17 protein-coding genes and 1 other RNA gene are annotated in these 25,221 nt (G+C 35.6%); 10 read left to right on the plus strand and 8 right to left on the minus strand.

Annotation, left to right across the window (positions count from 1 at the left end; genetic code table 11):
• The first annotated feature begins 58 nt into the window (after window positions 1–58).
• Window positions 59–460: a transfer-messenger RNA gene (gene ssrA, locus BBI01_RS13970) on the plus strand.
• A 138-nt stretch (window positions 461–598) separates the two neighbouring features.
• Here ssrA and fabV read toward each other — a convergent pair.
• Complete coding sequence (gene fabV / locus BBI01_RS13975; protein ID WP_065395263.1) at window positions 599–1,792, minus strand: enoyl-ACP reductase FabV; 1,194 nt, start codon at window positions 1,790–1,792, stop codon at window positions 599–601.
• Window positions 1,793–2,059: 267 nt separating this feature from the next.
• Window positions 2,060–2,689: a type B chloramphenicol O-acetyltransferase gene (catB, locus tag BBI01_RS13980; RefSeq protein WP_065395264.1), complete on the minus strand. Its 630-nt coding sequence runs from the start codon at window positions 2,687–2,689 to the stop codon at window positions 2,060–2,062.
• A 392-nt stretch (window positions 2,690–3,081) separates the two neighbouring features.
• On the opposite strand from catB, the gene BBI01_RS13985 reads away from it, so the two are divergent.
• The 5 genes from BBI01_RS13985 to pyk are packed head-to-tail and all read left to right on the plus strand — an operon-like array spanning window position 3,082 to window position 7,263.
• Window positions 3,082–3,321: an acyl carrier protein gene (locus BBI01_RS13985; RefSeq protein WP_002976354.1), complete on the plus strand. Its 240-nt coding sequence runs from the start codon at window positions 3,082–3,084 to the stop codon at window positions 3,319–3,321.
• Between the two features lie 34 nt (window positions 3,322–3,355).
• Window positions 3,356–4,600, plus strand: a complete 1,245-nt coding sequence (fabF, locus tag BBI01_RS13990) for a beta-ketoacyl-ACP synthase II (protein ID WP_065395265.1) — start codon at window positions 3,356–3,358, stop codon at window positions 4,598–4,600.
• 9 nt (window positions 4,601–4,609) lie between these two features.
• Window positions 4,610–5,374 carry a ribonuclease III gene (gene rnc, locus BBI01_RS13995; RefSeq protein ID WP_065395266.1) on the plus strand — a complete coding sequence of 255 codons (765 nt, stop codon included), beginning with the start codon at window positions 4,610–4,612 and terminating at the stop codon, window positions 5,372–5,374.
• A complete protein-coding gene (locus tag BBI01_RS14000; protein WP_065395267.1) occupies window positions 5,352–5,825 on the plus strand; it encodes an IPExxxVDY family protein in 474 nt (157 codons plus the stop codon). Before rnc ends, BBI01_RS14000 begins: the two co-directional genes overlap by 23 nt.
• Window positions 5,818–7,263, plus strand: coding sequence for a pyruvate kinase (pyk, locus tag BBI01_RS14005; RefSeq protein ID WP_065395268.1), 1,446 nt, complete (start codon window positions 5,818–5,820; stop codon window positions 7,261–7,263). The genes BBI01_RS14000 and pyk overlap by 8 nt, the downstream gene beginning before the upstream one ends.
• Before the next feature lie 81 nt (window positions 7,264–7,344).
• Here pyk and BBI01_RS14010 read toward each other — a convergent pair whose 3' ends face one another.
• The 4 genes from BBI01_RS14010 to hutI all read right to left on the minus strand — a co-directional run bounded on the left by BBI01_RS14010 (window position 7,345) and on the right by hutI (window position 13,596).
• Window positions 7,345–8,637, minus strand: a complete 1,293-nt coding sequence (locus BBI01_RS14010) for an aldehyde dehydrogenase family protein (RefSeq protein ID WP_065395269.1) — start codon at window positions 8,635–8,637, stop codon at window positions 7,345–7,347.
• 137 nt (window positions 8,638–8,774) lie between these two features.
• Window positions 8,775–9,698 carry a formimidoylglutamase gene (gene hutG, locus BBI01_RS14015; RefSeq protein WP_065395270.1) on the minus strand — a complete coding sequence of 308 codons (924 nt, stop codon included), beginning with the start codon at window positions 9,696–9,698 and terminating at the stop codon, window positions 8,775–8,777.
• 125 nt (window positions 9,699–9,823) lie between these two features.
• Window positions 9,824–11,839: a BCCT family transporter gene (locus BBI01_RS14020; protein ID WP_083190109.1), complete on the minus strand. Its 2,016-nt coding sequence runs from the start codon at window positions 11,837–11,839 to the stop codon at window positions 9,824–9,826.
• Between the two features lie 530 nt (window positions 11,840–12,369).
• Window positions 12,370–13,596: an imidazolonepropionase gene (hutI, locus tag BBI01_RS14025; protein WP_065395271.1), complete on the minus strand. Its 1,227-nt coding sequence runs from the start codon at window positions 13,594–13,596 to the stop codon at window positions 12,370–12,372.
• A gap of 275 nt (window positions 13,597–13,871) precedes the next feature.
• Here hutI and ruvB point away from each other — a divergent pair, with 275 nt between their 5' ends.
• From ruvB to coaE, 4 genes are read left to right on the plus strand one after another with little or no spacing between them, the layout of a single operon-like run.
• Window positions 13,872–14,894 (plus strand): Holliday junction branch migration DNA helicase RuvB, encoded by a 1,023-nt coding sequence (gene ruvB, locus BBI01_RS14030; RefSeq protein ID WP_065395272.1) that lies wholly within the window; start codon window positions 13,872–13,874, stop codon window positions 14,892–14,894.
• 50 nt (window positions 14,895–14,944) lie between these two features.
• On the plus strand, window positions 14,945–15,556 hold the full coding sequence (locus tag BBI01_RS14035) for an FMN-binding negative transcriptional regulator (RefSeq protein WP_065395273.1): 612 nt from the start codon (window positions 14,945–14,947) through the stop codon (window positions 15,554–15,556).
• Window positions 15,557–15,569: 13 nt separating this feature from the next.
• On the plus strand, window positions 15,570–16,436 hold the full coding sequence (locus BBI01_RS14040; RefSeq protein ID WP_065395274.1) for an MBL fold metallo-hydrolase: 867 nt from the start codon (window positions 15,570–15,572) through the stop codon (window positions 16,434–16,436).
• Between the two features lie 9 nt (window positions 16,437–16,445).
• Window positions 16,446–17,072 (plus strand): dephospho-CoA kinase, encoded by a 627-nt coding sequence (coaE, locus tag BBI01_RS14045; protein ID WP_065395275.1) that lies wholly within the window; start codon window positions 16,446–16,448, stop codon window positions 17,070–17,072.
• A gap of 65 nt (window positions 17,073–17,137) precedes the next feature.
• Here coaE and BBI01_RS14050 read toward each other — a convergent pair whose 3' ends face one another.
• Together BBI01_RS14050 and BBI01_RS14055 are read right to left on the minus strand one after the other, a co-directional pair.
• Complete coding sequence (locus BBI01_RS14050; RefSeq protein WP_065395276.1) at window positions 17,138–19,573, minus strand: fibronectin type III domain-containing protein; 2,436 nt, start codon at window positions 19,571–19,573, stop codon at window positions 17,138–17,140.
• A 424-nt stretch (window positions 19,574–19,997) separates the two neighbouring features.
• Complete coding sequence (locus BBI01_RS14055; protein WP_083190110.1) at window positions 19,998–25,031, minus strand: GEVED domain-containing protein; 5,034 nt, start codon at window positions 25,029–25,031, stop codon at window positions 19,998–20,000.
• Between the last annotated feature and the right edge of the window lie 190 nt (window positions 25,032–25,221).

A 25,221-nucleotide genomic window follows, 5' to 3' on the forward strand; every position in this document is an offset into this window, starting at 1 on the left:
CAGACAACATTAATGATATATAAACAAAAAGCATTATCTTTGCGTTCACTTTACACATGGGGTTGACTGGTTTCGACAGCAAGACCAATGGGTAAGTAAGCATGCAGAGAACCGTAGCGCGATCTCTATAATCCCTTGCTACAAAATTTTAACTGGCAACGAAGAGTTCGCTCTTGCAGCTTAATATCGAAGTATAGTAGATCAAGCGTTTTCCCGAAGATTTTAGTAGGGAAGCAAGATATTCCACAAATGCTCTGTTCTGCGGCGTTTGATTCTGGGATATAGGAATGCAGAAATAAGGCTTTAGAAGCTTTGACTAAAGCTCGAAAACTTCAGAAGATAAGCTGGTAGTTGGGTGTCTATCCTCTGCTTCCAGTCGAAAACCAATGGTAGAATAAGCATGTAGAAAGCTTATGTATTGCTTGTTTGGACGAGGGTTCGAATCCCTCCAACTCCACTTAAAAAAGAGAATTTGTATTATACATTTTCTCTTTTTTTTTATTTTAAGCCATATAAGTGGCGATAGAAAATAACAATTCCAGCTATTTCATAAAAACCTATGATAATAACTGGAATTTAATTTATTATATAAAATATTCTACTCTACCAATCCTGGGATTTCTTGTAGTTCATTGACGTCTACATCATAATCTACAGCATCATATCCAAAACCAAATAGTTTAAAGAAATCATTTCTATATCCTTCCAGGTCTGCAATTTCCCCAATATTTTCAGTAGTTACTTTATCCCACAACTGCGATACTTTTGCCTGTATATCAGGTCTCATTTCCCAGTCATCAATTCTGATTCTTCCTTTTTCATCCGTTGGAATCTCTCCAGAAAACAGCTTAGTTTCAAACAATCTATAGATTTGTTCGATACAACCTTCATGAACCCCTTCTTCTTTCATCGCCTTATATAAAAGGGAAATATAAAGAGGAATTACCGGAATTGCAGAACTCGCCTGAGTAACCAAAGCCTTATTAACAGAAACATAAGCTTTTCCATCAATATCTTTAAGCTTTTCAGAAATTTTAAATGCCGATTGCTCCAAATGATCTTTTGCTCTCCCTATACTTCCGTTTCTGTATATTGGAGTCGTCACTTCAGGACCTACATATGAATAAGCTATAGTTAAACATTCAGAAGACAGAACATCTTCCTTTTTAAGGATATCAATCCATCTTTCCCAATCATCGCCCCCCATTACTTCTACTGTATTATTTACCTCTTCTTCAGTACACGGCTCTATTACAACATTAGAAACCGTTCCTGAATGAAAATCTACAGTTTTATTTTCAAAAGTTTTTCCTATTGGTTTAATAACGGAATTATAAACTTGCTGCGTATCAGGATGCACTTTTCTTGGAGAAGCAAGACTATATATTACCAAATCGATTTTCTTCAGATCAGATTTAATAAGATCTATCGTTTTTTGCTTTATTTCATTTGAAAACGCATCTCCATTAATACTTTTAGCATACAACCCTTTCTCATGAGCTTCTTTTTCAAAAGCTACAGTATTGTACCAACCTGGTGTAGCAGGCTTCCCTTCCATTGGAGGTTTCTCAAAGAACACACCTATCGTAGAAGAATCTGATCCGAAAGCACTCACAATTCTGGACGCTAATCCAAAACCCGTAGACGCTCCTATGACAAGAACATTTTTAGGACCATCAGCAATTTTCCCTTTTAATCTTGTAAAATCAATCTGATCAGTAACATTTTTTTCACATCCCTCAGGATGAGCTGTAAGGCAAATAAAACCCCTTACTCTTGGTTTAATAATCATAAAATTTAATTTATTACCTATCTATAATTTCAGAAAGATGATACTGTGAAGACACGAGCTTAAATACAAGTTTATGCGCATTACAATTTCATCAGAAACTCCGAAAATACTTCATTATATATTAAACCGACAAGATAAGAAAAATTTTAGATTGTATTCTTAAAAGAATCATTCGTTAAATACTTTAATAATAATATTCAAGAGTAAAAGATCAGGTATTTAAAATTATTATAAAACAAAAAGACTCTGCAACAGAGCCTTTATATACTATTTCATTCTCTTATAAAATTCATACAGCTTTTCAATATCTGCGGAACAAAGAATTGGTATTGCATCTTTCAGAATGTCTTCATCCCATTCCCACCACTTCATTTCAAGAAGTAATTGAATATGATTTTCATTAAATCTTTTCTTAATAGGTTTCGCAGGATTCCCAGCAACAATAGTATAAGGCTCTACATCTTTTGCAACCAGGGCACGGCTTCCTATTACCGCTCCGTCACCTATTTTAATTCCAGGCATAATCATAGCTTCAGCCCCTATCCAGACATCATTACCAATAATAGTATCTCCCGCAGGGATAAAAGCATTCTTGCTATCTTTAAAACATTCAATTTCTGACATATAAAAGAAAGGAAAACTTGAAATCCAGTCATAGCGATGTCCCTGATTTCCACACATGATAAAGTTGGCACCTGTTCCAATGGAACAATAGGAACCAATAATCAGTTGATCAACATCATTCCTGTCCGGAAGTAAATAACGGGCACAATCGTCAAAAGAATGTCCGTGATAATATCCGGAATAATAGGAATACTTACCTGCAATAATATTAGGATTTTGAATATGGTCTTGTATAATCTTGCCTTTAAAAGGACTTTCGAAGAAATTTTGCATTTTTTAGCTTTTAAATATAACATATAGAAATATTGGAATAGCAGAGAACTATTCCGGTAATACATTCGGATTTGTTAATTCAAAAAAGCTAACGTGTTAATTTCATGACAACCAAATATAGACAAAAACTCTGAATCTTTCTGTCAATTTAAGGCTCTACATGACAAAAACCAGCCTTATTTAATGATTTTATCTACAAAATAAGTCCACTATTCCGTAAATATTTTTTAATCATCTATAATACAACAAAATATAAACAACTGAAAACTAAAACACTAAAGCTTATTAATCCAAAATGATAGTCACTGCACCACAAAAAAGACTAAAAAAATGTTTTATCGTAAAGAATTTTATATATTTGCACCATCTAACAATTAAAAAAATAATTTACTATGTCAGACATTGCATCAAGAGTAAAAGCTATCATCGCTGATAAGCTTGACGTTGAAGAAACAGAAGTAACTCCTGAAGCTAGCTTCACTAACGATTTAGGAGCTGATTCACTAGATACAGTTGAACTAATCATGGAATTTGAAAAAGAATTTAACATTCAAATCCCTGATGATCAAGCTGAAAAAATTACTACTGTAGGACACGCTATCGCTTACATCGAAGAAGTAGTAAATAAATAATATTCTTCAACAAAAAAGAAAATTTTAAAAGTTTATGGAATTAAAAAGAGTAGTTGTAACCGGATTTGGAGCAATAACACCAATAGGAAATAATGCAAAAGAATACTGGGAAAATCTTGTGAAAGGTGAGAGCGGAGCCGCTCCGATTACTCTTTTTGATGCCACAAACTTTAAAACAAAGTTCGCTTGTGAAGTGAAAAATTTCGATCCGTTGCAGCATTTCGATAAGAAAGAAGCTAAAAAAATGGACCGAAATACCCAATTGGGACTTGTTGCTGCTAAAGAAGCAGTAGCACATTCCAAAATTATAGAAGACAATGTAGATAAAAACAGAGTCGGTGTAGTTTGGGGATCAGGAATCGGAGGTTTAGAAACATTCGAAACAGAAGTTTTAGGATGGGCAAATACTGAAATTCCTAGATTCAACCCGTTCTTTATTCCAAAAATGATTGCGGATATTACTCCGGGACACATTTCTATTGAGTACGGATTCCACGGACCGAATTATACTACTGTATCTGCATGTGCATCTTCTGCAAATGCTATAATCGATTCCAAAATGCTGATCCAACTTGGAAAAGCAGATGTAATTGTGTGCGGAGGCTCTGAAGCAGCCGTTACAGCAAGTGGTGTCGGTGGATTTAATGCAATGATGGCACTATCTACAAGAAATGATGATCCGAAAACAGCTTCAAGACCATTTGACAAAGACAGAGATGGATTTGTTTTAGGTGAAGGTGCAGGATGTATTATTCTTGAAGAATACGAACACGCTGTAAAACGTGGTGCAACAATTTATGCAGAATTAAAAGGAGGTGGTTTAAGTGCTGATGCTTATCACATGACAGCTCCTCACCCTGAAGGTCTTGGCGCTTATCTGGTAATGAAAAGTTGTTTAGAAGATGCAGGTTTAACTGCTGATGAAGTAGATCATATCAATATGCATGGTACCTCTACTCCATTAGGAGATATCGCAGAATCTAACGCAATTTCTAAGTTATTAGGCGAGCACGCTTATGACATTCAGATCAATTCTACAAAATCAATGACTGGTCACCTTTTAGGTGCGGCAGGTGTTATTGAAGCTATCGCTGCCTTGGGAACTATTATTCATGGTATTGTTCCTCCAACCATCAACCATTTTACTGATGATGAGAATATTGACAGCAGACTAAACTTTACGTTTAATACTGCTGCTAAGAAAGATGTAAAAGTAGCCATGAGCAATACTTTTGGGTTTGGTGGGCATAACGCTTGCGTTCTATTTAAGAAAATCTAAATTCAATGAATGGAGTTACAGAAATACTTTTCTAAATTCCTTCTCAAAAAAAGAAAAAGACAATTAACGGAGAGAGATTATTTTCTCAGTACTGAACTTAGAAAAGTTTTAGGTACTGAGGTACAAAATATTGCTCTTTACCGCGAGGCTTTTTCTTTAAAAAATTCTTCTAAAAATCAAGACAGCAATTATGAAAGGCTTGAATTTTTGGGAGATTCTGTTTTGGGTACAATTATTTCTTGTCATTTGTTCCAGACTTATCCTCAAGCCAATGAAGGATATCTGACTCAGATGAAATCTAAGATTGTTAATAGGAAAAATCTTAATAAATTAGGGGAAGACCTTAAGCTAACGAATCTTCTGCAAAAGCAGAACAATTCTTCCGCTTTAGGGGAAAATATCTCCGGAAACTTATTTGAGGCCTTAATCGGTGCCGTATATCTGGACTTTCATTATGATGCTTGTAAAAGAATCATTCTGGAAAAACTTTTGACCCCTTCCGAGATTAACAAGCTTGAGAACAAAATTGTAAGCTACAAAGGGCTTCTGCTTGAATGGAGCCAGAAAAAGAAGGTAAATATAAAGTACGAAACCTGCGAAGAAATACAAGCTAATAAAGCTGTGGTCTTCAGATGCCATGTATGGCTGGGAGATGAGAAAATTGCCAATGCAACGGAGACTTCCAAGAAAAAAGCTGAAGAAAAGGCAGCACAAAGGGCTTTCTATATTTTAAATAAAAAAGAAAATATACTTGGAAATTCAAAAACTTTATGATCTTGATGATATAGAATTTGAAGATATTGCCATAGGATTGGTAAGATTAGCAAAAAATATACCTGCTCATGAGTTTTTCTACAAAATAAATCAGACTAATAATCTCAATTTTTCAAGAAAAAAAGATCTTGTCTTTCATGGAGATTATTATGATTATTTTTTTCCAAGATTTGAAGCCTATCACAAGTATTCTAAGACCTGTTTCACCTTTATTTCAAATAAATCTTCTGAAAGTAAACAAAAAAAAGTTCAAACCGAGCTCTTTACAGAAGAAGAAAACATTAAATTTTTATTAAATAATCAGGTAGATGTAGAATATATTCTGCATAGTTCGGAACAGTTTCCTGATTTTTCCGTAATTTTGCTCCCTGAAAATCTTGTGTTTCCAATTCAAGATTACACACTGAGTTCTGATGAGGAACTTTATCAAATTATCCAGTATTATGAATAAGTATTTAAAGAAGACAAAAATTATCGCAACACTAGGTCCTGCTTCTTCATCGAAGGAGGTGATGTTAGATTTAATGAAAGCGGGTGTTGATATTTTCAGAATAAATTTTTCACATGCAGATTACGACTTAGTTCGAAAAAATATTGAAATAATTAGAGAGCTAAACAGCGAGTATGGTTATTCAGTGGGTATTTTAGGGGACCTTCAGGGACCTAAGCTAAGAGTAGGTGTCGTAAAAGAAGGATCTTATCTGAATCCAGGAGATATTCTTACCTTCACGAATGAAAAGATGGAGGGAGATTCTACTAAGGTATACATGACTTACCAACAGTTTCCACAGGATGTAAAGGTAGGTGAGAGAATTCTTATCGATGATGGTAAACTGGTATTGGAAGTTACTGAAACCAACGAAATCGATACTGTAAAGGCTAAAACCATCCAAGGGGGACCTCTAAGCTCTAAGAAAGGGGTAAACCTTCCTAATACATTAGTATCTCTTCCTGCATTGACGGAAAAGGATATTCAGGATGCTAATTTCATGCTTGACATGGAGGTAGATTGGATCGCTCTTTCTTTCGTTCGTCATGCTCAAGATATTATCGACCTTAAAGAATTAATAGCAAAACATCCAAACGGAAAATTCAAAACTCCGATTATCGCGAAGATTGAAAAACCTGAAGGGGTTAAAAATATTGAAGAGATCTTATTGGAATGTGACGGGCTGATGGTTGCACGTGGTGACCTTGGTGTGGAAGTTCCAATGGAAGAAGTTCCTGCTATTCAGAAAAACCTGGTAGAAAAAGCAAGATTCTACTCAAAGCCTGTAATTATCGCTACTCAGATGATGGAAACGATGATCAACAGCTTAACTCCAACAAGAGCTGAAGTAAATGACGTTGCAAACTCTGTATTGGATGGTGCTGACGCGGTAATGCTTTCAGGAGAAACTTCTGTAGGTAGATATCCGGTACAGGTAGTAGAAAACATGGCGAAAATCGTAAAAAACATTGAAACCACACACTTCTACCAACACAAGAATGAACCGATTGAAAAAGACTACAACTGTATCGATGAGAGATTCATTACGAACAGAGTATGTCTTGCAGCCGTAAGAATTGCAAAAACTACAAACGTTTCTGCGATTGTTACATTAACCCATTCAGGGTATACGGCTTTCCAGCTTGCAGCACACAGACCGAATTCTCATATCATCGTTTACAGTGGAAACAGAAGAGTAATCACAATGCTGAACCTTCTTTGGGGTGTTCACGCTTACTATTACGATATGAAGAAGTCTACTGATGAGACAATTATCCAGGTAAATATGTTAACACATAACTATGGTTATATTGAAACAGGTGACTTCGTTATCAACATTAATGCAACACCGTCTTATGAAGGTGGTAAAACAAACACATTGAGATTGACAACAGTATAAACAAAGCTGCTTTTGTTAAAATATAAAAAACTCCCGAAAATTGATTTTCGGGAGTTTTTATTTATAATGTAATTGTGGCTTTTAGTTACCTACAATTGTTTTTGCTGTTACAAACTCTTTTAAAGCCAGTAAAGACAACTCTGTTCCATATCCTGAAGCCTTGGAGCCTCCAAATGGAAAACGAGGGTCAGAACTTGTCATTCTGTTGATATTTACCGTTCCAGATTCAAGGTTTTCGATAAAGAATAACTGACGCTCTTTATTTTGTGTCCAAACTGAGTTTGAAAGTCCGAAAGGTATATCATTAGCAATCTGTAATGCTTCTTCGGCATTTTTAGCAATCATCACCATTCCAAGAGGTCCGAAAAGTTCTTCTTTCAGAATTGGATTTCCTTCTTTAACTCTGATTAAGCCTGGTTTAAATTCATTTTCTGAAACTCTTTCTAAAGGAAGAATGATTTCTGCACCATTTTCTAATGCTCTGTTGAATTGAGCTTCCAACTCATCAGCCAGGTCAGGTCTTGCCATTCCAGCTAATTTCGTTTCTTTATTGAAAGGATCTCCTATTTCGTATTTTTTATATTCTTCGATGAAAACTGGTAAAAACTTGTCTTCAATTTTTTCATCCAAAATAAATCTTTTAGCCGCCGTGCATGTTTGTCCACAGTTCTGAAGCCTTGATTTTGCTCCGGCTTTTGCTGCTGCTTCAAGATCTCCATCCTCAAAAATGATAAATGCATCACTTCCTCCCAGCTCAAGTAAAGATTTTTTGATATTTAAACCAGCAATTGAAGCTACTTCACCACCTGCTTTTCCACTTCCTGTAAGACTTACTCCTTTTACAGTATCATGCTCAAGGATTTCTTTTACAGCTTTATGTCCTACTTCAAGGTTCTGGAAAATTCCTTCAGGGAAACCTGATTCCAAAAGAACTTCTTCGATGGCATTTCCACTTCCGAAACAAATTGAAGCATGTTTTAAAACAACTGTATTTCCAGCTAAAATTGCAGGAATAGCGAATCTTAGTACCTGCCAAAAAGGAAAATTCCATGGCATTACTCCTAAAATTACACCCTTCGGAACATAATGAACTTCAGAATAAGCAAATTCAGATTCTACTTTCTCCGGTTTTAAGATATTCTCAGCATCGGCATAATAATTCATCATTAAAGCACACTTTTCTACCTCAGCAATAGATTCAGAAATGGGTTTATTCATTTCAGTGGTAATGATCCTGCCAAATTTCTCTGAATTATTTTTAAGTATTCCTGCTGCTTTTGCAATTAACTTCTGCCTTTCCTCAAACGGCACTTTTCTCCACACCGAAAACGCTTTATCTGCTTTAATAAGCTTGTTTTCAATTAATTGTTCCATAATATAATTTCTGTTTTAAATTCAGCTAATGAATTTATGAGCGCTTTTAATCTAAAAGCACGATAAGGGCAGCAAATTCTATTCCTTAAGGGTAAATAAAAGAATGATTTTCTCTATCGGAAGAATATAGCTTTATCTTAAATCATTAGCCATTCATTCACCAGACAAGCGGCAAGTCTAGCCGTCCTGTCCTGGATATCGAACGATGGATTCACTTCTGCTACGTCCAGTGCAACCAGTTTTTTGTTTTTCAGGATATGTCTGTAAAAATGCATAAAGGTTGCGTCTGCAAAGATACCATTATATGCCGAAGCTGAAACCCCCGGAGCGATAGATGCGTTAAAAACATCCATACAAATAGTAAGATAAGCAAAATCTACATTTTCTAACAGGTCATCAATACGCTGATAAACGGAAGGAAGGTTTTCAAAGAATAATTCGTCGGAAAGAACATATTTCATTCCATATTGATGTGCTGTATCAAAGAGCTTGAGGGTATTGGAATTTCTCTGAATACCGATATGGAGAGAATTGATTGGTCCTTCCTGTGCAATCTGCCAGAATCCAGTTCCTGAGCTTGGTCCTACTCCTTTTTCCGGCTGTCTATTGTCAAAGTGAGCATCAATATTGATAATCCCTATTTTTTGCTCTGGAAATGCTGTTTTAATTCCTAAATAGTGAGCATAGGTCACTTCATGTCCACCACCTAAAACGAGAGACTTCCCGCCTTTTAGAAGCACTTTTGAAACATTCTTAGCAAGATTATTCTGAGTATTTTCGAGATTACCGTCTTCACAGGTAATGTTTCCAAAATCCAGCATTGAAAAGTCAGGAAGATTCACAGGAAAATTAGACATATTTCTCCTGATCACATCCGGAGCGTCTTTTGCTCCCTGCCGTCCTTTATTCCTTCTTACTCCTTCATCCACGGCAAAGCCATGCAACGCGAAATCATTCGTGGAAATATTATCGTAATTCTGTTCTTCTTTTACTCTCTGAAATAGTCTGTGGAAGAGAAGTTCTTCTCCATCCAATCTACCCTGCCAAATATTGTGAAACATATTCCTTTAAAATTCAATTTTAGTCACATCATTCTATTCAGTAAAGCTAATTAATATTGTTTAGATATAAAAACTCCTTTTGCATATTATACAAAGAATTCATTGTAAGAATAATAACGTATTTTTTAATCTTTATTCTCGTTGGCATTACTGCTTACAAACATTTCATTTCGTTCTTCTGAAATAATTTCTAAAAACCGTTCGTAATGTTTCAATACATCGGAAATCAATTCGTTTTTAGTAAAATACTGTACATCATACCCTTCTCTCCCATCTCCGAAATATGATCTTGGGTAATGAGTTTTATTATCTTCAAGATCCGGAAGGTTCTCTTCATTGATGATATATTCTGAAACTGTTTTTATTTTATTCTCTACTCCATACACAAAATTATTAACCACTCCCTGATGAATTTCAATTTCTACCCGAGTAGGGTTTTCATGATGGTTTATTTTGGCGTCTATTCCGTTGGATGCAAATTCCTGTTGCAAATCCGTAAAGGCTTCTTTTGCTTTCACTTTAATAAAGCGATCTACAGAGGCATTATCTTTAAAGGAAACGATATTTTTTAAACGTTCTTTCCAGAATTCACCCGACCATGGAACAGTAGATACTGAGAAGTTTCTGTCATAATACTTTTGATCAATGGCAAGCCCTTTCATAAGACTGACAATAAACAAGATAACAACAATAGAAAACGGTAAAGCTGTAATCAAAGTCATACTTTGAAGTGCTTTCAAACCTCCTACATTGAGCAGTAAAAGAGAAAGAACAGCCAATAGAACTCCCCAGAATACAATTTGCCATTTAGGTGATTTATTAGCATTTTTAGTTGCAATACTATTCATGACAAATATCCCCGAATCTGCTGAAGTGACAAAAAAGATAAGGATAATAAGGATAACAAAGAATCCCGTAAATTGGGATAAAGGAAGGTAATCCAGAAAACGAAACATTAACGCATCGGGATCTGAGGCAAACTGACTCAATTGTCCGTTCGCAATATTTAAATCAAACCAGATCGCACTGTTTCCAAATACCGACATCCAGATAAAATTGAATAATGTTGGTAATATCAAAACCGCAAGGATAAATTCTCTGATTGTTCTTCCTTTAGAGATTCTTGCGATAAACAAACCTACGTAAGGAGACCATGAAATCCACCATGCCCAATATAAAATCGTCCAGTCATAAAACCATGGTAAAGCATTTTTTTCGTAGACATGAGTATTGAAAGTAAGATTGAAAAAGTTATTAATATAATTTCCTAAACCATCTGTAAAGCTTCCGATCAGATAAACCGTAGGTCCTAATATTAATACAAAAAGTAAAAGTCCGATCACACTGATCACATTAATATTACTTAAAATCTTTACTCCCTTTCCTACTCCTGAAATTGCGGATATAACGGAAAGTGAGACAAGCGCTACCACAATTATGATCTGATACATGAAACTATTCTCCGGAGTAATATGAAGTATATTCAATCCGGAACTGATCTGTACTACTCCAAATCCTAAAGTGGTTGTAATCCCAAAAAATGTACAACACAATGCAAAAACATCAATTGCATTTCCCCATTTTCCATTGATTTTATTTTTAAGTAAAGGATAAAAGCAGCTTCTTAATGAAAGTGGTAATCTATAACGATAAGCGAAGTAAGATAAAGAAAGCCCTACGACTCCATAAATTGCCCAGGCATGGATTCCCCAGTGAAAAAAGGTATAAAGCTGAGCCTGTTTTGCCCTGCTTACATAATGATTATCTGCAAAAACTTCAGAGGAATAATGCTGCATGGGTTCTGCAACACTGAAATAGATCAATCCAATTCCCATTCCTGCCGCAAAAAGCATGGAAATCCAGGAAAAGAAAGAGTATTCAGGTTTACTGTCATTGGCACCAAGCTTAATGTTTGCGTATTTACTGAAAAGCAGATAGACAAGGAAAATAACAAACAAAGTTACAGACCATACATACACCCAATTCAAATTGACAAATATGAATTGTTTTATTTCGTTCAAGATGTTTTCAGTCGGTTTTGGATAAACTGCTGAGAGAAAACAGGTACCTATAATAAATATTAAACTCGGAATCGTGACCCCTTTGTTAAAAGTAGATCTAACATTTTGAAAATTCATCATTTTTTATTTTCGTTTATAGTATTGACAAGTCTTCCTGGTATGGGATATAGCTGTAAAAAAAGTACTGAGAAATAAGAAAATATCCAGGTTTTCCGGAATCTCCGGCGCACTTAAGAACTATGAAAAATACGTTATTTATCTAAAAATCAACGCTAATTGCAGCGCAAGATAAGAAAACTTATAGAGAAAATGAAAAATATGAGGAACTTTATGATTTTACAGCTCTCCTATTCAAGTTTATTTATTGGAAATATTTTACTTTAAAAAATAGTGAAATTTCTCGCAGATTTTGCGGATTATACGGACGAGTTAAAATATTAAATATGAAGGGTTTAAAACGTAAAGTTTTTAAGTTTTCGGATCTATGATTTTAGTGAACAAGATGGAAAATTTTATCCACAAAAAATGTGGAAAAGAAACTCTTCCACATTCATATATTTTAGAACTTTACTTTTATTCTAGAATTTACTGTACATAAAATTAAGGCATTTTAATTCTTCGAAAGTTTATTAATTAAAATTGTTTTTTATTTAATCAACAAGATTTCCATCAATATAAACATGTTCAGCTTTAAGACTTCCCTGATTATACAATACATTCTGGAAATTATTGGTTTTAAAAGTTACAAAGTCTGCCTTTTTTCCCGTTTGCAATACTCCCCTATCTTCCAGATTAAGTGCATATGCTGCACGGAAAGTCATTCCTGCTAAAACCTCAGCCGTCGTCAGTTTCTGGAATGTTGCAAGAATTGAAGCTTGAGTAATTAAGTTCCCCATCGGTGCTGACCCAGGATTCCAGTCACTCGCAATGGCAACAATAGCTCCGGCATCTAATAGTTTTCTAGCTGGTGTAAATTTTTCTCCCAGTCCTAAACTTGCTCCCGGAAGTGCGGTTGCTACCGTATCCGATTGTGCAAGAAAATCTATATCTTCATCAATAGTAGCTTCCAAATGGTCTGCTGATTTTGCTCCTACCTCTACCGCAATTCTTGAACTTCCCGGCGTAAACTGGTCAGCATGAACAGTTATTTCAAAACCTAAATCTTTAGTTTTAAGTAAAAACTCTTTGCTTTCTTCAGGTTGGAATGCCGATTTTTCAATAAAGATATCTACACGTTTAGCTAGATTCTCTTCTTTTACTTTAGGAAGGATTTCTGTAAGAATATAATCCAGATATTCAGGATTGCTTCCTTCAAAATCTCTTGGCTTTAAATGAGCAGAAAGACAGGTAGGAACTAAAGTTGCTTTCGTTGATTCCTGTGCTTTTTTAATAATTCGAAGCATTTTTAACTCGTTTTCCACATCAAGTCCGTAGCCACTTTTTACTTCAATGGTTGTAATTCCAAGATCAACAAGGAATTTAATTCTTTCCAATAATGTTTTCAGCAATTCTTCTTCAGAAGCATTTCTTGTATGCTGCACGGAACTCCAAATTCCACCACCACTTTCAGCAATCTCAAGATAGGTCTTCCCTGCATTACGCATTGCAAAATCATTGGCACGGTTTCCACCAAAACAAATATGAGTATGTGAATCTACAAAAGCAGGCAAAACTACCTGTTCTCCTTCAATGTGCTCGATTTGTATGTTTGGGTTTTCACTTTTTAAAGTTTCAAAATTACCAATTCTCTGAATGGTATCATTTTCTACGATAAGTGCTCCATCAACAATGATTTCCAATTGTTCATCGGAAAGTTTTCCTCTTAATGGTAAATTGGCAAGGGTTACAACTTGCTTAAATGGTCCTATTAATTTCATTATCTAAGGTTAATGTTATAAAATGAATTATATTATCATTTATGGAAACCTGGTAAGGCAATTATAAATTCAAAATAAAATAATTCAAGTATTAATTTTCCTCTCAAAAATACTTAAAATATATCAATTCATCTCTTAATCTCAATCAATATCAGACTCTGTGTTCGTGTAAACCTCAGCCTTACGATGAATCATTGCTTCAATTTAACCTTTTCTTAATCTTCATTTCAATCTTAGTCTAAATTTGCTATCTTTGAAGTAAATGAAATGAATTAATGCCAGATTTTTTACATCCAGATAAGGAAAACTACTCACGGGAGGAGTTGATGCAGGAAGAACAAATTCGTCCCCAAAGCTTTAAGGATTTTGCGGGACAAAGAAAGACGCTGGAAAATCTTGAGGTTTTTGTAACTGCTGCCAAAAGGCGTGGCGGTGCACTTGATCATGTTCTTTTACATGGTCCTCCAGGTTTAGGAAAAACTACTTTATCCAATATTATAGCCAATGAACTTGGAGTAAATTGTAAGATTACTTCTGGTCCTGTATTGGATAAACCGGGAAGTTTAGCAGGGTTATTGACCAATCTGGAAGAAAATGATGTTCTTTTCATTGATGAGATTCACCGTCTTTCTCCGATTGTTGAAGAATATTTGTATTCTGCGATGGAGGATTATAAAATTGATATCATGTTGGAAACTGGTCCTAATGCAAGGAGTGTACAAATAGGACTGAATCCTTTTACGCTGGTAGGAGCCACAACCAGAAGCGGAATGCTTACAAAACCGATGCTTGCCAGATTTGGTATCCAAAGTCGACTGGAGTATTATTCTATTGAGCTTTTATCCACAATTATTCAAAGAAGTGCAAGGGTTCTGGGAGTGGCAATTTATGAAGATGCAGCAATTGAAATTGCAAGAAGAAGCCGTGGAACCCCAAGGATCGCCAATGCTTTGCTTAGGAGAGTACGTGATTTTGCTGAAATCAAAGGGAATGGTGAAATAGAGATCAATATTACTAAATATGCTTTGGACTCTCTGAATGTAGATGAGTTCGGATTAGATGAAATGGATAATAAGATCATGCGTGTCATGATTGAAAATTTCAAGGGAAAACCAGTAGGAATTTCTGCTTTGGCAACCTCTATCGGAGAAAATCCGGAGACTCTCGAGGAAGTCTATGAGCCGTTTTTGATCCAGGAAGGCTTTATTATCAGAACTCCGAGAGGGAGAGAGGTTACCGATAAAGCTTATCAGCATTTAAATATCTCAAGACCTAGAAATCCTGGAGAACTTTTTTAATATAAAGTTCAAATTTGGATTTAAAGCTTTAATATATAAGTTATGAATTGATGTTTGTTCCTAAATTATTTAGAAGTGAAGATTTGAATCTGATGAGGGAAATTATCAGGGAAAATTCTTTTGCTTTACTGATTTCTTCTGTTGATAAGATTCGGGCAACCCATTCCATGATGATGCTGAATGAAAGTGATCCAGAAAATGCTTATATTGAAACTCATATTTCCCGGGCAAATCCTCAGGCGAAAATACTGAAAAACGGAGATGAAGTTCTTTGTGATTTTTTAGGTGCTCATACTTATATTTCAAGCAGCTGGTATGATCATATTAATGTTTCTACCTGGAATTATGAAGCAGTACAGGTCTATGGAAAAGTAGAATTAATGGATCACGATGAACTTTACAGTCATTTGGAAAAATTAACCTCGAAATATGAACAGTTTCAGCAATGTCCCATGATGGTAAAAGATATGGGAAAGGAATTTGTGGAAAAGGAAATGAAAGGAGCCTTTGGAATTAAAGTGATTCCTACAGAAATATTTATCAAGCAAAAGCTTTCTCAAAACAGGAAGGAGAATGATTTTAACAATATCATTTCACAACTTGAACAATCTGATGATGATGCCAGGAGAATTGCTGAAAAAATGAAACTAATAAAGAAATAATCAAAATATACATATGAAGCTATATCCAATACAATGTGGAAAATTTAAATTAGACGGCGGTGCCATGTTTGGAGTCGTCCCAAAAAGTCTGTGGGAAAAAACCAACCCGGCAGACGAAAAAAACCTGATCGAATTAGGAACCCGCTCTCTTCTTATTGAGGACGGAAAAAAACTGATCCTTGTAGACTGTGGTCTTGGAAATAAGCAGGATGACAAATTCTTTGGACACTACTCTCTTTGGGGAGATGATACTCTTGATAAAAATTTAAAAAAATATGGTTTTGTAAAGGAAGATATTACTGATGTATTCCTTACTCACCTTCATTTTGATCACTGCGGTGGCGCTATTGAATGGAATGACGACAAAACCGGTTACAGACCTGCGTTCAAAAATGCACAGTTCTGGACCAATGAAAATCACTGGCAATGGGCAACTGAACCTAACGCAAGAGAAAAAGCAAGCTTTCTGAAGGAAAATATTATGCCTATGCAGGAAAGTGGACAGCTTAACTTTTTGCCGCTTCCTACTACTGGAAACTACGGTTTCGCACCAGATCTGAAAATGGATGTGATCTTTGTAGACGGACATACGGAAAAGCAAATGCTTCCTGTGATCCAGTATCAGGAAAAAACAGTTGTTTTTGCAGCAGACCTTATTCCTACCGCAGGACATATCAATCAGGTATATGTGATGGGATATGACACAAGACCTCTTTTAACACTGGAAGAAAAAGGAAAATTCCTAAAACAGTGTATAGATAACGAATATTTATTATTCTTTGAACATGATGCTCATCACGAGCTGGCAAGTCTTAAAATGACCGAAAAAGGGGTAAGACTTGATGAAACGTTCAGTTTTAATGATGTTTTCGGTTATTAATTTTTAATTATGGAAGAATTACATTCAGAAGCACAACAGGCAGAGCCGCCCGCACCCAAGATTATTGGATTAACAGGAGGAATAGGTTCGGGAAAAACTACAGTCGCTAAATTTATTGAAGAATTTGGTTTTCCGGTTTATTATTCGGACGATAGAGCAAAAGATATCGTGAATGATAATGAGAAGCTGAAAATTAAGATCAAAGAACTTCTTGGGGAAGAGTCTTATGATGAAAACGGGGTATATGACAGGAAGTTTGTTGCCGGTAAGGTTTTTAATAACAAAGACCTTCTTCAGCAATTAAATGAGATCATCCATCCGGCAGTTCGCATTGATTTTGAAAACTGGGTAAAACAACAGACTAAGTATTTAGTATTTAAAGAAACAGCATTATTATTTGAACTAAAGCTGAACAGGCAATGCTATAAATCTCTTTTGGTAACAGCTGAGGATAATATCAGAACCAAAAGAGTGATGGACAGGGATAACAAAACCTATCGTGAGGTAGAAGCTGTCATGGAAAAACAAATGCCTGAAAAGGATAAAATCAAAATGGCAGACTGTATCATTTATAATAATACGAATCTGGAAGATTTAAAAGAGCAGACAGAAAAAGTCATCTTTGCTATTGAATAATATATTCTTAAATATCTTCTAAGCTTTACATATAAAAAGCCCTCTTTTCAGAGGGCTTTTTTGTATTATTCTTTGATAAACTTTTTTTCTATCGTTTCTCCATTATCATCAATATATATTACATATACACTGTTGACTAATTTACTTACATCAATTTTATTATGCAGTATAATGCCGCTTTCAAGCAATTGACCAGAGAGACTATAAAGCTTATAATTGGCTTTCTGACTAATATTCTTTATATGTAACACAGTATGTACCGGATTAGGATAAATCGTTATGTCATTATTCTGATCTAATAAATTTGGAGCTCCTTTTTTAGAGATGATTACTTTATAATCTTCTACTTCTCCGTTCTTGAATTTGGTACAGCTTACAGGTACACCATCTCTTTCCATAGCTACTCTCATTACGATATACTTATCACTGGTCATACTTACAGATGCATTGGCAGGTACATTAAATCTACCAGATATAGGGCTTGTAGAATTGGGAGAAGAAACTAAAATTCTTTCATCAATATCAAAGTCTCCGTTTCTGTTGAAATCAATCCAGACAGCAACTCCTTCGTTTTGGGTATTTCCAGTCCATTTTTTATCAATAATGATTTCGTTATCTACAGATCCTTGAATCAATTCGATAAATGTATTAGGAGATCCTGTATAATTGGTATAATTGGATGCTCCTGAAGAGTTTTCCATTGCAGGTTTTCCATTGGGTTTCACTGTTATTTTAGAAATATGCTCTCCCACAGAACTTTCCGAAATCATTTGACAATAACCAACCGTAGGCGTTGTAAAATAATACATCGGTGTATAATTTCCAGGTGTTCCATTACAGATATTGGCTACCTGCATTTCGTATTTTGTTAATTCCGTAAGGTTATTCAATATTAAATTATTAACAGGTGTAGGAATTTCTGTCCAACTTGGAATCCCCACTTTTCTATACCTGAGAATATAAGTTGCTCCAGGGAAAGGATCCCATTTGATCTCTGCCCATGTAGGCAACAGTTGAGTTATTGTTAATCCTGAAGGAGGAGTTTGGCATTCTCTCTCCGTAGTAAATACTTTAGGATGTGAATAAGGATTCAATGTACCTCCTATACATTGATTGGCAATTTGAACTTCATAAGTTTTATTGACTCCCAAGTTTGTTAGAGTAAAGGTATTTGCCGGCGGAGCAGGTAAATTCTCCTGATTCCACGGGATTGTCCCCACTTCCCTCCATCTCATCACATAGGTAGCACTTGCTGCAAGTGGTGACCAGGTAATCAAAGCGGAGGTAGATGTAATACTACTGATTGTTACAACGGGAGGTGTAGGATCACACTTCGTTACAAATTCATCATGAGAAAAAGTTCCGGTTGTACCGTTACATACCGCAGCAACTTCTACTTCGTATAATGTAGCAGATAATAAATTCGTTAAATCAAATGTATTTACTGTAAGCGGTGGTAAAGCTACAGGTACATTTGTTATCGTCCAGTTTAATGCGCCAACAGGTCTGTATCTTACCTGATAATTATCTACTTTATTAGTTCTTGCCCATCGTAAAGTAGCAGAATTATGGGTTACATTACTCACCGTAATCACTGGAGTTGTGATATCGCAAGTAGGTGTACTAAAACTTCCACCGGAAACCCAAATACTTTTATCTGTTGTACTACAAGCTGAACGTACCCACCAATAATAAGTCGTATTGGTTGACAGTTGGGATAAGTTTGCAGTCAAAATACTGGTAGTTCCTGTAGGTGTAGTTCCCGAATCTGGCGGAGTGTTGGCTGTGCTGATATAGTATTCATATCCGTCTGCCGGGGGTGAAGCCGGAGCTGCCCAACTCAGTATTGCTGTAGTCGGAGTAATTGCCGACATTTGTAAAGATGTAGGAAAGAAGCATTTCCCTAGCGAAATATTGTCAATTGAAGCAGGAGGTTGGGTCCCCCCATTGTTATTATTTACCCATTCAAATATCAGACGCATATCTGCACCAGCAAAAGTATTAAGATCCAAATTAGCATTAATATAGGTCTGCCATGCCGTCTGCATATTAAAATCATTACCTACTCTGATTCTTCCAGCTCCGGCAGTAATACTGGTACCGGCAGCAGGTGTAAAGGAAGAGGGAGCAAGCCATACTCTCAGATAATCTTTAGTACTTTCCCCACCTGCTCTCCAATCGAATGAAAAAATTGTGTTTCCAGTCCCCGCTGGAATTGCAATATCTCTATAAGTATGAACAATACTTGCACCGCTCATATTATAAGCGTTTGTATTTCCGTTCGTATTAGAAATATAAATTGCATTTGGAGGGTTACCAACAGCGCTTCCGTGGACCCATTTATTGGTTTGTGAACCATTGACAAAAGTAAGATCTCCATTCCCTGTGCTGAAATTCTCTCTATATGGAAAAGCAGCTGAAGTAGATGGGAAGCAAGAACTAAGCAAAAAGCCCAAAATAATAATACAGAAGGCTTTCAGCAAAAAGTAGTGTTGTTTCATAATTATTAGTTTTTTAGTTTTTATATAAACTTTTAGTAAAAAATCATTCCGAAGTTGTTGAAGTTCTTTTAAAAAGATTAAAATTCAGCCAAGTCTGAACATCGCAATGCTTGGCAACAATTATTGAATAATTCCCAAAAACAATTGCCAATATACTAAGGGATTCTGATGATGTAAAAATTTTTCTCATAATTACCATTGATATCTTGTAATATTCTCACAAACTTAAACAAATTTGTTAAATACAAACAATAAAAAATAAATAATTCAACAAAAAATGATTAATAAATATTTTACAACACTAAAACCATGATATATAAAGGAAATTTAAATATTAATTTCAATACATATTGATTTATTTTATTTAAAATTAAAAAAATAAGCCTCCATTTCTGGAGGCTTATTCTATATGAAAGTCTATCTATTATTCTTTAATAAATTTCTTCTGAGCTGTATTACCATTATCATCGATATCGATTACATAAACACCATTGATCAATCTGCTTACATTGATCTGGTTATTAAGTAAGATACCCTCTCCGATAACCTGTCCTACTGCATTGTAAATTTTATACTTCGCTTTCTTGCTGATATTCTTAACATACAATATTGAGCTTACAGGGTTGGGATAGATCATAATATCCGTCTGATCAAGTGGATTAGGAACTCCTTTTTTAGAAATTCTTACGGTATAGTCTTCCACTTCTCCGTTATTGAAGTTTGTACAACTTACAGGAACGCCATCTCTTTCCATTGCAACTCTCATTACTACATATTTGTAATCTGTCATACTTACAAATGCATCCGAAGGTACATTGAACTTACCTGATACCGGACTGTCTCTATTTGGTGATGAAGTAAAGATCTTCTCGTTGATATCAAACTCTCCATTTCTGTTGAAGTCGATCCAAACTGAGACTCCTTCATTGTATGTATTTCCTGTCCATTTTTTATCAATGATGATTTCGTTATCTGTTGATCCCTGAATCAATTCGATAAATGTGGCAGGAACTCCTGTATAGTCTGTATACGTTGATGCTCCTGAAGCATTTTCCATTTTTGGCTTGCCATTCGGAATAACGGTTACTTTAGAAATATGTTCCCCGGTAGAACTTCCTGATGCCACTTTACAGTAAATTACTGTTGGCGTTGTAAAGTAGTAAGGTGGGGTATAATTCCCTGGTGTTCCGCTACAGATATTAACTACCTGCATTTCGTATTTAGTCATTTCTGTAAGACCGTTCAATATAACAGTATTTACAGGGGTTTGTACTTCTGTCCAGCTTGGAATACCTACTTTTCTGTATCTAAGAACATAGGTTGCTCCCGGGAAAGGATCCCATTTGATCTCTGCCATTGTTGGCAACAATTGAGTAATTGTCAAGCCCGGAGGTGCAATCTGGCAGATTCTTTCCGTTGTAAATACTTTAGGATTAGAGAATGGATTTAAATTAGGATCTCCATTACACTGATTGGCAATCATTACCTCATAGGTGGTATATGGCTCTAAAGGAACAACACTTCCTAATACATAAGTATTGGCAGGAGATGCTGGTAAAGCGATATCTGCATTTGGCCATCCAGTCACTCCTACCTTTCTCCATCTCAATGTGTAAGTAGAACTTGCGGCAAGTGGTGACCAAGTAATTAAGGCTGTCGTTGGAGTTATACTACTTACAGTCACATTTGGAGGTGTAGGATCGCATCTCGTTGTGAATGTCTTAATTGCTGTAGGAGTACCAAGTGTAATTCCACAATTTGCTGTAATCTGAACCTCATAAGTTGTATTAGGCAACAAGTTATTCAGTATGTATGATACATCTGAGACATAAACATCTGTCCAGACATTTGTTCCTACTATCCTATATTGAACAAGAGAGGTAAGGTTATTTGTTGCTGCTGTCCAGTTAAGAGTTGCAGAATTATGGGTAATCGTATTTACTACAAGCCCTGTTGGTGTATCAATACTACATGGCTTCAATTTTACCACATAATCTTCTACTTCTCCATCTACACTATTTTGGCACATAGTAGGAGCATTTCCTCTTCTCAAAGCTACCCTCATTACAGTAGTTAAAGGACCGGAATATGCATTAGCAGGAACATTAAATGTACCTGTAACAGGAGTATTGGTTCCTGCAGCAGAAATAAGAATTCTTTCAGAATTGATAAATTGTCCGTCTCTGTTAAAATCTATCCATGCCGTAATCGCATCATTCTGAGAAGAACCAGTCCATCCTTTTGCAACAGAAATTTTATTATTTGTTGAGCCTATTTCAAGTGTAATTAATGTAGCTGAAGTTGTATAATTTGTATAATTATTTTGGACAGAATTATTAGTCATTATTGGTAACGCTGGATTTATAGGAGTCACCATTACATTCGAAATATGATCGTTAGTTCCCGTTCCTATCATTGAACAGTACGATACAGCTGGTGTTGTAAATTGTTGTAAAGGAGAAAACACTCCTAAAGTATTATTACAATTTGTTGCTACCTGAACTTCATACTGAGTTTGTTCCTCTAAGTTTGGAATTGTGTAATTATTACCAGCCCCTCCTACAGGATCTATTGTAGTCCATGCAGTAGTTCCTACCTTTCTGTATCTTAATATATAGGTTGCTCCTGTACTTGCTACCCATGATACAGTAGCGGTATTAGGTGTAATGTTAGTAATAGTAATATTACTTGGAGCGGAACTATTACATGCTTGTAAATCAATTATTTTAACAGCATAATCTTCTACTTCTCCATTGGTAAATGTTCCACAAGCACCCGGATTATTTAAATCTCTCATTACAACACGCATTTTTGTCCCAAGAGGTCCGGCATAAGCCGTTGCAGGTACAACGAAATTGCCTGATACAGGAGTAGTCTGATTATTTCCTACATTTAAAATTCTTTCATTAGTCTCAAAAGCACCATTTTTATTAAAATCTATCCACACACTTATAGCTTTATTAGCCATAGCACCTGACCATGATTTAGATACAGAAATTGTATTACCTGTTGTTCCACGAACCAAAGTAATTAATTTTGTTACATCTGATGAATAATCAGTATAATTATTAGCTCCCGAATTATTACTCATTGTATAAGAACTAGCAGCAGCTACTGTCACATTTGATATATAACCACCATCTGTATTACTTGAAACAGCACTACAATATGGGGTTGTAAAAGTCTTAATTGGTGAAAAACTTCCCGTTACGCCTGAACAAATATTTGCAATCTGAACTTCATAAGTTGTCCCAGCTGATAGACCATTAATCGTTACGGAATTTGAAGTTGGATTAGGATTAACGTTAATCCATGAAGCTGCCCCCGCTACACGATATTGTACCAGATATGAAGCATTATAAGAAGCATTCCAGGTAACAGTAGCCGTTGATTGTGTAAGAGCTGTAACTAAAATTCCTCCCGGAGGAGTTAGTACACAAACCGGAAGAGTATCTATCGAAGCATTTCCTATGGCATAAAATACATTATTAATAGCACTTACTCTTATCTTAGCAGTGCCTCCTGTAGGAAGAGGAAATGCACTGAAATCCAATGATTCAGTACCATCATTAGCTGTAGAGGCTGCTAACACATACCAGGTTAATCCATTATCTGAAGTAAAATCAATTTTTACATTAGTCGTATTATAAGGAGATGCATTAGTAGCTGCAACATCCCATGTCACCGTTGTTGGTCCATTATTATAAACTGTTGTTGGATTTACTTTGAAAGGACCGTTATTTCCTACAATAATTGTTTGAAATGCAGATTGTGTCTGCTGCTGACTAGCAACAGGATTGTTGTCTCTTACAGTTATTGAGAATTTTGTTGTTCTCGCTACTGTAGACACAGCTTCCCATCCATTGTTATCATGTAATACTCCGGCTAATACTGAAGACAGCTTGGGAAAATAACGAGTAGGGCTTGCAGACGGAGTCAAAGATCTGAATGATGCCCCTGTAGTTGTATTCCCTAAATTAATATTATCTATTGAGGGTCCATTGGAAATCATTGCATCAGCCTGTTCCCAAGCATATGTCATTGGATCATTTTCTGCATCGGTAACTGAGGCAGTTAAAGCAAAGGCAGTTCCTTTTGGAATATTATAAATAGGTAATGCAGCAATTACCGGAGGATTATTAGCAACAGTAGTTTCTATATCACAAGTTCTGGTTATTAAAGTACTCTGAACCTGTTTTATAGTATTATTAATAAAATAAGGGTCCGTATTTGGCTGTATATCGAAAGTACCTCCAGGCGAAGGAAAGATCCCAAAATTACCTGCATTTCCATTAGCAATCCCTGCATATCCCATTATAGTAGAACCTGAACCAGGCTCAAATTGAGTATTAGGGATTTGAAATTGATATGAAAAAGTATGATTTCCTCCTAATTGATGTCCCATTTCGTGGGCAACAAAATCTATATCAAAAACATCACCCTGAGGTCCTGAATTGGCAGGAGAAGTAAATCCTGAGCCTTTCCCTTTTCCGGTACCTGGATCTGGATTACCTGGTTCCAGGCAAATACATCCAATACATCCGGCATTACCTCCACCTCCACTTGCTCCAAACAAATGACCTATATCATAATTAGTATCTCCAACATTAGCTGTAAGCGTTTGCTGTAACTCTGTATTCCAAGCATCAGGAGCTTGTCCTCCCGTTACCGTAGAGTAAGGATCTGTACTCGGATTCGTATAAATAACATTTGGAAAGTTCTGCAGAACTAAATGAAGGGCAAAGTCTTTTTCATAAATACCATTCACTCTGGTAAGGGTTGCATTTATCCCCGTTAAAGCACCAGCCACTGTTCCACCAAAAAATTGGGTATATTCACCTGTTACAGATATGGCTAATCTCAATGTTCTGTATTTTCTGTCAGAAGATCTGGCAAAACTATTAGGTTGATGATTGAAAACCTGTCCATTTTGACGGAGCCCTTCTATTTCTCTTTTATCATGAAAGCTTTCCTCAGTAGAACAGATAAACCCCGATTTACCTCCCTGTGTTTTTAGATGAACTTCATAAATCGTTTTATTAGCATTAGCTGGTTCTATAAATTCTGATCCTTCATTTGAAATAATCATCGATTGAAAATCATTTGGAGCAAGACTGAATCTTATGTATTTGGAAGGATCATCAATTCCTACTCCAGCATAAGAACCCAATTGATATTGATCAGCCAGCTCTTTCACTATAACCGGAAAACTATAAACAGCAAACCTTTCTATTTTCCCGCTGAGAGTAGGTATTGAAATAGTAACAGGTTTTGCATTCGTTCCGGATTCCTCAGCTTTTGCAAGTTGTGATTTCAACAATGAAATATCCAAAGTATAGTACCCTTTAGGATTAATATCGTTTCGAAGTCCTTTTTCATTAAAAACTGTTTGAGCCCATTGTGCATGAAACATTGTGAACAAACAAAGAAAAAAGAAGGATGTAAAGATTTTCTTCATAATTTCTGTCAAAAATTTGTATTAATCTCACAAAAATAACCCACATATTACCGAAATACAACACAAAACAGTCGATTGCATGAAAAATCACTAACAAACCATCATATAAATTGAAAAAGTAAATAATAAAAAGTGATTTTAGTAAAAATTTCAACATATGTAGATTTATCTTTAAAATTATTACAACAAA

The sequence above is a fragment of the Chryseobacterium artocarpi genome, assembly GCF_001684975.1.
Taxonomy (GTDB): Bacteria; Bacteroidota; Bacteroidia; order Flavobacteriales; family Weeksellaceae; genus Chryseobacterium; species Chryseobacterium artocarpi.